The sequence below is a fragment of the Serratia sp. Ae19-1 genome (genome assembly GCF_059801225.1).
In genome coordinates this window covers 1-8,446 of record NZ_JBCHWD010000018.1, presented here as the reverse complement: position 1 = coordinate 8,446, position 8,446 = coordinate 1, and the positions used below count along the sequence as shown (strand labels likewise).

Annotated in this window: 8 protein-coding genes and 4 pseudogenes; 9 read left to right on the top strand and 3 right to left on the bottom strand. The window is 57.8% G+C overall.

Annotated elements, in window-relative coordinates; all coding sequences use genetic code 11:
• Positions 1-293: 293 nt before the first annotated feature.
• Positions 294-560: pseudogene (locus AAIE04_RS24935) on the top strand (phosphotransferase); the annotation flags it as partial.
• Between the two features lie 92 nt (positions 561-652).
• Positions 653-847: pseudogene (locus AAIE04_RS24930) on the top strand (IS5/IS1182 family transposase); the annotation flags it as partial.
• A 172-nt stretch (positions 848-1,019) separates the two neighbouring features.
• On the opposite strand, the gene tetR(A) reads toward AAIE04_RS24930, so the two are convergent.
• Positions 1,020-1,670, bottom strand: a complete 651-nt coding sequence (tetR(A), locus tag AAIE04_RS24925) for a tetracycline resistance transcriptional repressor TetR(A) (protein ID WP_000164043.1) — start codon at positions 1,668-1,670, stop codon at positions 1,020-1,022.
• Positions 1,671-1,775: 105 nt separating this feature from the next.
• Here tetR(A) and tet(A) point away from each other — a divergent pair, with 105 nt between their 5' ends.
• The 7 genes and pseudogenes from tet(A) to AAIE04_RS24890 form a co-directional block, all read left to right on the top strand.
• The gene (tet(A), locus tag AAIE04_RS24920; RefSeq protein WP_011645018.1) at positions 1,776-2,975 is read left to right on the top strand and encodes a tetracycline efflux MFS transporter Tet(A); all 1,200 of its coding nucleotides are present in this window, start codon (positions 1,776-1,778) and stop codon (positions 2,973-2,975) included.
• Between the two features lie 235 nt (positions 2,976-3,210).
• Positions 3,211-3,897, top strand: a complete 687-nt coding sequence (locus AAIE04_RS24915; RefSeq protein WP_017154886.1) for a recombinase family protein — start codon at positions 3,211-3,213, stop codon at positions 3,895-3,897.
• Positions 3,894-4,109 carry a hypothetical protein gene (locus AAIE04_RS24910; RefSeq protein ID WP_017154885.1) on the top strand — a complete coding sequence of 72 codons (216 nt, stop codon included), beginning with the start codon at positions 3,894-3,896 and terminating at the stop codon, positions 4,107-4,109. Before AAIE04_RS24915 ends, AAIE04_RS24910 begins: the two co-directional genes overlap by 4 nt.
• 86 nt (positions 4,110-4,195) lie before the next feature.
• Positions 4,196-4,825: a ParA family partition ATPase gene (parA, locus tag AAIE04_RS24905; RefSeq protein WP_017154884.1), complete on the top strand. Its 630-nt coding sequence runs from the start codon at positions 4,196-4,198 to the stop codon at positions 4,823-4,825.
• A 20-nt stretch (positions 4,826-4,845) separates the two neighbouring features.
• On the top strand, positions 4,846-5,061 hold the full coding sequence (locus AAIE04_RS24900; protein WP_017154883.1) for a plasmid partition protein ParG: 216 nt from the start codon (positions 4,846-4,848) through the stop codon (positions 5,059-5,061).
• 192 nt (positions 5,062-5,253) lie between these two features.
• Positions 5,254-6,327, top strand: coding sequence for a replication initiator protein A (locus AAIE04_RS24895; RefSeq protein ID WP_033483887.1), 1,074 nt, complete (start codon positions 5,254-5,256; stop codon positions 6,325-6,327).
• A gap of 486 nt (positions 6,328-6,813) precedes the next feature.
• Positions 6,814-7,131: pseudogene (locus AAIE04_RS24890) on the top strand (serine hydrolase); the annotation flags it as partial.
• A 360-nt stretch (positions 7,132-7,491) separates the two neighbouring features.
• Here the strand turns inward: AAIE04_RS24890 and AAIE04_RS24885 are convergent.
• Both AAIE04_RS24885 and AAIE04_RS24880 read right to left on the bottom strand, forming a co-directional pair.
• Entirely contained in the window at positions 7,492-7,605 is a 114-nt protein-coding gene (locus AAIE04_RS24885; protein WP_059570819.1) for a hypothetical protein, read from the bottom strand.
• A gap of 686 nt (positions 7,606-8,291) precedes the next feature.
• Positions 8,292-8,429, bottom strand: a pseudogene (locus tag AAIE04_RS24880) (tyrosine-type recombinase/integrase); the annotation flags it as partial.
• Positions 8,430-8,446: the final 17 nt, after the last annotated feature.

The following is an 8,446-nucleotide window of genomic DNA, read 5'->3' as shown; positions in this document are numbered from 1 at the left end:
CCAACGCGTTGGATGCATAGCTTGAGTATTCTATAGTGTCACCTAAATAGCTTGGCGTAATCATGGTCATAGCTGTTTCCTGTGTGAAATTGTTATCCGCTCACAATTCCACACAACATACGAGCCGGAAGCATAAAGTGTAAAGCCTGGGGTGCCTAATGAGTGAGCTAACTCACATTAATTGCGTTGCGCTCACTGCCCGCTTTCCAGTCGGGAAACCTGTCGTGCCAGCTCGAATTCGAAGCTTCTGCAGACGCGTCGACGTCATATGGATCCGATATCGCCGTGGCGGCCAGCTTTTGCCATTCTCACCGGATTCAGTCGTCACTCATGGTGATTTCTCACTTGATAACCTTATTTTTGACGAGGGGAAATTAATAGGTTGTATTGATGTTGGACGAGTCGGAATCGCAGACCGATACCAGGATCTTGCCATCCTATGGAACTGCCTCGGTGAGTTTTCTCCTTCATTACAGAAACGGCTTTTTCAAAAATATGGTATTGATAATCCTGATATGAATAAATTGCAGTTTCATTTGATGCTCGATGAGTTTTTCTAATCAGAATTGGTTAATTGGTTGTAACACTGGCAGAGCATTACGCTGACTTGACGGGACGGCGGCTTTGTTGAATAAATCGAACTTTTGCTGAGTTGAAGGATCAGATCACGCATCTTCCCGACAACGCAGACCGTTCCGTGGCAAAGCAAAAGTTCAAAATCACCAACTGGTCCACCTACAACAAAGCTCTCATCAACCGTGGCTCCCTCACTTTCTGGCTGGATGATGGGGCGATTCAGGCCTGGTATGAGTCAGCAACACCTTCTTCACGAGGCAGACCTCAGCGCCAGAAGGCCGCCAGAGAGGCCGAGCGCGGCCGTGAGGCTTGGACGCTAGGGCAGGGCATGAAAAAGCCCGTAGCGGGCTGCTACGGGCGTCTGACGCGGTGGAAAGGGGGAGGGGATGTTGTCTACATGGCTCTGCTGTAGTGAGTGGGTTGCGCTCCGGCAGCGGTCCTGATCAATCGTCACCCTTTCTCGGTCCTTCAACGTTCCTGACAACGAGCCTCCTTTTCGCCAATCCATCGACAATCACCGCGAGTCCCTGCTCGAACGCTGCGTCCGGACCGGCTTCGTCGAAGGCGTCTATCGCGGCCCGCAACAGCGGCGAGAGCGGAGCCTGTTCAACGGTGCCGCCGCGCTCGCCGGCATCGCTGTCGCCGGCCTGCTCCTCAAGCACGGCCCCAACAGTGAAGTAGCTGATTGTCATCAGCGCATTGACGGCGTCCCCGGCCGAAAAACCCGCCTCGCAGAGGAAGCGAAGCTGCGCGTCGGCCGTTTCCATCTGCGGTGCGCCCGGTCGCGTGCCGGCATGGATGCGCGCGCCATCGCGGTAGGCGAGCAGCGCCTGCCTGAAGCTGCGGGCATTCCCGATCAGAAATGAGCGCCAGTCGTCGTCGGCTCTCGGCACCGAATGCGTATGATTCTCCGCCAGCATGGCTTCGGCCAGTGCGTCGAGCAGCGCCCGCTTGTTCCTGAAGTGCCAGTAAAGCGCCGGCTGCTGAACCCCCAACCGTTCCGCCAGTTTGCGTGTCGTCAGACCGTCTACGCCGACCTCGTTCAACAGGTCCAGGGCGGCACGGATCACTGTATTCGGCTGCAACTTTGTCATGCTTGACACTTTATCACTGATAAACATAATATGTCCACCAACTTATCAGTGATAAAGAATCCGCGCGTTCAATCGGACCAGCGGAGGCTGGTCCGGAGGCCAGACGTGAAACCCAACATACCCCTGATCGTAATTCTGAGCACTGTCGCGCTCGACGCTGTCGGCATCGGCCTGATTATGCCGGTGCTGCCGGGCCTCCTGCGCGATCTGGTTCACTCGAACGACGTCACCGCCCACTATGGCATTCTGCTGGCGCTGTATGCGTTGGTGCAATTTGCCTGCGCACCTGTGCTGGGCGCGCTGTCGGATCGTTTCGGGCGGCGGCCAATCTTGCTCGTCTCGCTGGCCGGCGCCACTGTCGACTACGCCATCATGGCGACAGCGCCTTTCCTTTGGGTTCTCTATATCGGGCGGATCGTGGCCGGCATCACCGGGGCGACTGGGGCGGTAGCCGGCGCTTATATTGCCGATATCACTGATGGCGATGAGCGCGCGCGGCACTTCGGCTTCATGAGCGCCTGTTTCGGGTTCGGGATGGTCGCGGGACCTGTGCTCGGTGGGCTGATGGGCGGTTTCTCCCCCCACGCTCCGTTCTTCGCCGCGGCAGCCTTGAACGGCCTCAATTTCCTGACGGGCTGTTTCCTTTTGCCGGAGTCGCACAAAGGCGAACGCCGGCCGTTACGCCGGGAGGCTCTCAACCCGCTCGCTTCGTTCCGGTGGGCCCGGGGCATGACCGTCGTCGCCGCCCTGATGGCGGTCTTCTTCATCATGCAACTTGTCGGACAGGTGCCGGCCGCGCTTTGGGTCATTTTCGGCGAGGATCGCTTTCACTGGGACGCGACCACGATCGGCATTTCGCTTGCCGCATTTGGCATTCTGCATTCACTCGCCCAGGCAATGATCACCGGCCCTGTAGCCGCCCGGCTCGGCGAAAGGCGGGCACTCATGCTCGGAATGATTGCCGACGGCACAGGCTACATCCTGCTTGCCTTCGCGACACGGGGATGGATGGCGTTCCCGATCATGGTCCTGCTTGCTTCGGGTGGCATCGGAATGCCGGCGCTGCAAGCAATGTTGTCCAGGCAGGTGGATGAGGAACGTCAGGGGCAGCTGCAAGGCTCACTGGCGGCGCTCACCAGCCTGACCTCGATCGTCGGACCCCTCCTCTTCACGGCGATCTATGCGGCTTCTATAACAACGTGGAACGGGTGGGCATGGATTGCAGGCGCTGCCCTCTACTTGCTCTGCCTGCCGGCGCTGCGTCGCGGGCTTTGGAGCGGCGCAGGGCAACGAGCCGATCGCTGATCGTGGAAACGATAGGGGCCGCTCTAGAACTAGCTAGAACTAGATCCAACCCCTCCGCTGCTATAGTGCAGTCGGCTTCTGACGTTCAGTGCAGCCGTCTTCTGAAAACGACATGTCGCACAAGTCCTAAGTTACGCGACAGGCTGCCGCCCTGCCCTTTTCCTGGCGTTTTCTTGTCGCGTGTTTTAGTCGCATAAAGTAGAATACTTGCGACTAGAACCGGAGACATTACGCCATGAACAAGAGCGCCGCCGCTGGCCTGCTGGGCTATGCCCGCGTCAGCACCGACGACCAGGACTTGACCAACCAACGGGCCGAACTGCACGCGGCCGGCTGCACCAAGCTGTTTTCCGAGAAGATCACCGGCACCAGGCGCGACCGCCCGGAGCTGGCCAGGATGCTTGACCACCTACGCCCTGGCGACGTTGTGACAGTGACCAGGCTAGACCGCCTGGCCCGCAGCACCCGCGACCTACTGGACATTGCCGAGCGCATCCAGGAGGCCGGCGCGGGCCTGCGTAGCCTGGCAGAGCCGTGGGCCGACACCACCACGCCGGCCGGCCGCATGGTGTTGACCGTGTTCGCCGGCATTGCCGAGTTCGAGCGTTCCCTAATCATCGACCGCACCCGGAGCGGGCGCGAGGCCGCCAAGGCCCGAGGCGTGAAGTTTGGCCCCCGCCCTACCCTCACCCCGGCACAGATCGCGCACGCCCGCGAGCTGATCGACCAGGAAGGCCGCACCGTGAAAGAGGCGGCTGCACTGCTTGGCGTGCATCGCTCGACCCTGTACCGCGCACTTGAGCGCAGCGAGGAAGTGACGCCCACCGAGGCCAGGCGGCGCGGTGCCTTCCGTGAGGACGCATTGACCGAGGCCGACGCCCTGGCGGCCGCCGAGAATGAACGCCAAGAGGAACAAGCATGAAACCGCACCAGGACGGCCAGGACGAACCGTTTTTCATTACCGAAGAGATCGAGGCGGAGATGATCGCGGCCGGGTACGTGTTCGAGCCGCCCGCGCACGTCTCAACCGTGCGGCTGCATGAAATCCTGGCCGGTTTGTCTGATGCCAAGCTGGCGGCCTGGCCGGCCAGCTTGGCCGCTGAAGAAACCGAGCGCCGCCGTCTAAAAAGGTGATGTGTATTTGAGTAAAACAGCTTGCGTCATGCGGTCGCTGCGTATATGATGCGATGAGTAAATAAACAAATACGCAAGGGGAACGCATGAAGGTTATCGCTGTACTTAACCAGAAAGGCGGGTCAGGCAAGACGACCATCGCAACCCATCTAGCCCGCGCCCTGCAACTCGCCGGGGCCGATGTTCTGTTAGTCGATTCCGATCCCCAGGGCAGTGCCCGCGATTGGGCGGCCGTGCGGGAAGATCAACCGCTAACCGTTGTCGGCATCGACCGCCCGACGATTGACCGCGACGTGAAGGCCATCGGCCGGCGCGACTTCGTAGTGATCGACGGAGCGCCCCAGGCGGCGGACTTGGCTGTGTCCGCGATCAAGGCAGCCGACTTCGTGCTGATTCCGGTGCAGCCAAGCCCTTACGACATATGGGCCACCGCCGACCTGGTGGAGCTGGTTAAGCAGCGCATTGAGGTCACGGATGGAAGGCTACAAGCGGCCTTTGTCGTGTCGCGGGCGATCAAAGGCACGCGCATCGGCGGTGAGGTTGCCGAGGCGCTGGCCGGGTACGAGCTGCCCATTCTTGAGTCCCGTATCACGCAGCGCGTGAGCTACCCAGGCACTGCCGCCGCCGGCACAACCGTTCTTGAATCAGAACCCGAGGGCGACGCTGCCCGCGAGGTCCAGGCGCTGGCCGCTGAAATTAAATCAAAACTCATTTGAGTTAATGAGGTAAAGAGAAAATGAGCAAAAGCACAAACACGCTAAGTGCCGGCCGTCCGAGCGCACGCAGCAGCAAGGCTGCAACGTTGGCCAGCCTGGCAGACACGCCAGCCATGAAGCGGGTCAACTTTCAGTTGCCGGCGGAGGATCACACCAAGCTGAAGATGTACGCGGTACGCCAAGGCAAGACCATTACCGAGCTGCTATCTGAATACATCGCGCAGCTACCAGAGTAAATGAGCAAATGAATAAATGAGTAGATGAATTTTAGCGGCTAAAGGAGGCGGCATGGAAAATCAAGAACAACCAGGCACCGACGCCGTGGAATGCCCCATGTGTGGAGGAACGGGCGGTTGGCCAGGCGTAAGCGGCTGGGTTGTCTGCCGGCCCTGCAATGGCACTGGAACCCCCAAGCCCGAGGAATCGGCGTGAGCGGTCGCAAACCATCCGGCCCGGTACAAATCGGCGCGGCGCTGGGTGATGACCTGGTGGAGAAGTTGAAGGCCGCGCAGGCCGCCCAGCGGCAACGCATCGAGGCAGAAGCACGCCCCGGTGAATCGTGGCAAGCGGCCGCTGATCGAATCCGCAAAGAATCCCGGCAACCGCCGGCAGCCGGTGCGCCGTCGATTAGGAAGCCGCCCAAGGGCGACGAGCAACCAGATTTTTTCGTTCCGATGCTCTATGACGTGGGCACCCGCGATAGTCGCAGCATCATGGACGTGGCCGTTTTCCGTCTGTCGAAGCGTGACCGACGAGCTGGCGAGGTGATCCGCTACGAGCTTCCAGACGGGCACGTAGAGGTTTCCGCAGGGCCGGCCGGCATGGCCAGTGTGTGGGATTACGACCTGGTACTGATGGCGGTTTCCCATCTAACCGAATCCATGAACCGATACCGGGAAGGGAAGGGAGACAAGCCCGGCCGCGTGTTCCGTCCACACGTTGCGGACGTACTCAAGTTCTGCCGGCGAGCCGATGGCGGAAAGCAGAAAGACGACCTGGTAGAAACCTGCATTCGGTTAAACACCACGCACGTTGCCATGCAGCGTACGAAGAAGGCCAAGAACGGCCGCCTGGTGACGGTATCCGAGGGTGAAGCCTTGATTAGCCGCTACAAGATCGTAAAGAGCGAAACCGGGCGGCCGGAGTACATCGAGATCGAGCTAGCTGATTGGATGTACCGCGAGATCACAGAAGGCAAGAACCCGGACGTGCTGACGGTTCACCCCGATTACTTTTTGATCGATCCCGGCATCGGCCGTTTTCTCTACCGCCTGGCACGCCGCGCCGCAGGCAAGGCAGAAGCCAGATGGTTGTTCAAGACGATCTACGAACGCAGTGGCAGCGCCGGAGAGTTCAAGAAGTTCTGTTTCACCGTGCGCAAGCTGATCGGGTCAAATGACCTGCCGGAGTACGATTTGAAGGAGGAGGCGGGGCAGGCTGGCCCGATCCTAGTCATGCGCTACCGCAACCTGATCGAGGGCGAAGCATCCGCCGGTTCCTAATGTACGGAGCAGATGCTAGGGCAAATTGCCCTAGCAGGGGAAAAAGGTCGAAAAGGTCTCTTTCCTGTGGATAGCACGTACATTGGGAACCCAAAGCCGTACATTGGGAACCGGAACCCGTACATTGGGAACCCAAAGCCGTACATTGGGAACCGGTCACACATGTAAGTGACTGATATAAAAGAGAAAAAAGGCGATTTTTCCGCCTAAAACTCTTTAAAACTTATTAAAACTCTTAAAACCCGCCTGGCCTGTGCATAACTGTCTGGCCAGCGCACAGCCGAAGAGCTGCAAAAAGCGCCTACCCTTCGGTCGCTGCGCTCCCTACGCCCCGCCGCTTCGCGTCGGCCTATCGCGGCCGCTGGCCGCTCAAAAATGGCTGGCCTACGGCCAGGCAATCTACCAGGGCGCGGACAAGCCGCGCCGTCGCCACTCGACCGCCGGCGCTGAGGTCTGCCTCGTGAAGAAGGTGTTGCTGACTCATACCAGGCAATGGCAACAACGTTGCGCAAACTATTAACTGGCGAACTACTTACTCTAGCTTCCCGGCAACAATTAATAGACTGGATGGAGGCGGATAAAGTTGCAGGACCACTTCTGCGCTCGGCCCTTCCGGCTGGCTGGTTTATTGCTGATAAATCTGGAGCCGGTGAGCGTGGGTCTCGCGGTATCATTGCAGCACTGGGGCCAGATGGTAAGCCCTCCCGTATCGTAGTTATCTACACGACGGGGAGTCAGGCAACTATGGATGAACGAAATAGACAGATCGCTGAGATAGGTGCCTCACTGATTAAGCATTGGTAACTGTCAGACCAAGTTTACTCATATATACTTTAGATTGATTTAAAACTTCATTTTTAATTTAAAAGGATCTAGGTGAAGATCCTTTTTGATAATCTCATGACCAAAATCCCTTAACGTGAGTTTTCGTTCCACTGAGCGTCAGACCCCTTAATAAGATGATCTTCTTGAGATCGTTTTGGTCTGCGCGTAATCTCTTGCTCTGAAAACGAAAAAACCGCCTTGCAGGGCGGTTTTTCGAAGGTTCTCTGAGCTACCAACTCTTTGAACCGAGGTAACTGGCTTGGAGGAGCGCAGTCACCAAAACTTGTCCTTTCAGTTTAGCCTTAACCGGCGCATGACTTCAAGACTAACTCCTCTAAATCAATTACCAGTGGCTGCTGCCAGTGGTGCTTTTGCATGTCTTTCCGGGTTGGACTCAAGACGATAGTTACCGGATAAGGCGCAGCGGTCGGACTGAACGGGGGGTTCGTGCATACAGTCCAGCTTGGAGCGAACTGCCTACCCGGAACTGAGTGTCAGGCGTGGAATGAGACAAACGCGGCCATAACAGCGGAATGACACCGGTAAACCGAAAGGCAGGAACAGGAGAGCGCACGAGGGAGCCGCCAGGGGGAAACGCCTGGTATCTTTATAGTCCTGTCGGGTTTCGCCACCACTGATTTGAGCGTCAGATTTCGTGATGCTTGTCAGGGGGGCGGAGCCTATGGAAAAACGGCTTTGCCGCGGCCCTCTCACTTCCCTGTTAAGTATCTTCCTGGCATCTTCCAGGAAATCTCCGCCCCGTTCGTAAGCCATTTCCGCTCGCCGCAGTCGAACGACCGAGCGTAGCGAGTCAGTGAGCGAGGAAGCGGAATATATCCTGTATCACATATTCTGCTGACGCACCGGTGCAGCCTTTTTTCTCCTGCCACATGAAGCACTTCACTGACACCCTCATCAGTGCCAACATAGTAAGCCAGTATACACTCCGCTAGCGCTGAGGTCTGCCTCGTGAAGAAGGTGTTGCTGACTCATACCAGGTAGTCCGAGGAGCTTTATGCTTGTAAACCGTTTTGTGAAAAAATTTTTAAAATAAAAAAGGGGACCTCTAGGGTCCCCAATTAATTAGTAATATAATCTATTAAAGGTCATTCAAAAGGTCATCCACCGGATCAATTCCCCTGCTCGCGCAGGCTGGGTGCCAAGCTCTCGGGTAACATCAAGGCCCGATCCTTGGAGCCCTTGCCCTCCCGCACGATGATCGTGCCGTGATCGAAATCCAGATCCTTGACCCGCAGTTGCAAACCCTCACTGATCCGCTAGTCCGAGGCCTCGA